The organism is Xanthomarina gelatinilytica, from assembly GCF_000348685.1.
Taxonomy (GTDB): domain Bacteria; phylum Bacteroidota; class Bacteroidia; order Flavobacteriales; family Flavobacteriaceae; genus Xanthomarina; species Xanthomarina gelatinilytica.
This window is the reverse complement of record NZ_ANLA01000006.1, coordinates 1-1613: the sequence shown is the minus strand read 5'-3', so window position 1 is coordinate 1613 and position 1613 is coordinate 1. Positions and strand designations below refer to the sequence as shown.

At 45.1% G+C, this 1613-nt stretch carries 1 protein-coding gene; it reads left to right on the top strand.

Going from position 1 to position 1613, the window contains the following annotated elements; genetic code table 11:
- Positions 1-231: 231 nt before the first annotated feature.
- Positions 232-1613 (top strand): IS1182 family transposase (locus tag D778_RS05300; protein WP_040491574.1); only part of this gene is annotated, 1382 nt, incomplete at its 3' end.

The window sequence follows — 1613 nt, the reverse complement described above, 5'->3', positions numbered from 1 at the left end:
GGTTTTTATTAAAAACTATGAGAAGTTATTAGACAGTCTGACGGCCTAGTGTATGAGTAGTAGCGGATTACTACTCACTATCCTTTCGGTTTTGCACTGACATTTGTTTTATAATTCATCTTTCGTATTCTCGGTTAAACCGCTATTACTTATACACATTGTGCCTGTTGCACAACTATTCAAATATAGTTTAAAATTTCAAGAATTGCCTGAAAGTTCTTATTTTTAGGAATGCAAGGAAAAAAGAATCATCAAGAGAAATTATTCAACAATTTTCAGTTAAGTGTTCGGGTACCGGAACACAATTTCTACCGTCGTTTAAAAGATGTTTTACATTTGGATTTTCTATATCAAGAGACTAAAGGGTATTATGGGAGCAGTGGTCAAAAGAGTATTGATCCCGTGGTGTTCTTTAAACTGTGCCTGGTAGGGTATCTGGAAAATGTCACCAGTGACCGTAAGCTCATAGAGCATTGCAACATGCGTTTGGACATTCTGTATTTTCTGGGTTACGATATTGATGAAGAGTTGCCCTGGCACTCCACCATCAGCCGTACCCGGGGACTGTTCCCGGAATCTGTTTTCGAAGGCGTATTTACCAGGGTTTTTGAATTATGTGTATCGGCAGGTATGGTCAGTGGCCATACCCAGGCTATCGACAGTGCCCCGGTAAAGGCCAATGCCTCCATGGATAGTTTGGAACTGAAAGTTCCCGAAGCCGATTTAGAGTCGCACCTTCGTGAAGTTCGCCATATCAGTAAACGGGATAAAGACAGACCCCTACGTCAGGCCAAAGGCAATAAGGCCGATAAAGACCAACAAACCTTATCGGCTACCGCCAAGGAATTACAGGCCATAAAAAGCAGGAACACCAAATGGGCGAAGGACCAGGACCAGCGTCCTGGAGCGGGCAATAAAGGCAGTCGCTACACCAGTAACAAAACCCATTACAGCCCCACCGATCCCGATGCGCGCATCAGTGTAAAACCCGGTAAGGCCCGAAAGCTCAATTACCAGAGCCAGCTTACGGTAGATACCGCAAACCATGTGATAAGCGACATCAAGGCCTACCACGCCGATGGGAAGGACAATCAGCAATTGGGAGATATCGTGGTTCGTGTGCAGCGGCGTTTACGTCGCGTGGGTTTAATTTGGGAAAACTGTGTGGCCGATACCGGCTATAGCAGTGGTGGGAATTACGCCTTTTTGGAAAGTAGGAACTTAAAAAGCTTTATTCCACCCCATGGCACGTATAAAGGTTGTCCCGATGGCTTTACCTATCATGAAACAGAAGATCATTATGTGTGTCCCCAAGGCAGGATCATTCCGTTTAAAAAGGTGTTTTACGAAACCAAGAACCAAACCAAAAAGAAGGAATACCGGGCCTCGAAGAAGGTTTGTACCGACTGCCCGATACGCAGCGCATGTTTAGGTAAAAGCGCTCAGGAAAAGAAGTTTACCGTAACCTATTACCGTGCCGAGTACGAGCGTAACATTGCCAGGGTCAACAGCCCACAGGGGCGTTATATGAAAGCCAAGCGCCAAAGTACGGTAGAACCTGTATTTGGAACCCTTACCCAGTTTATGGGCTTAAGAAAAGTGAATACCCTAGG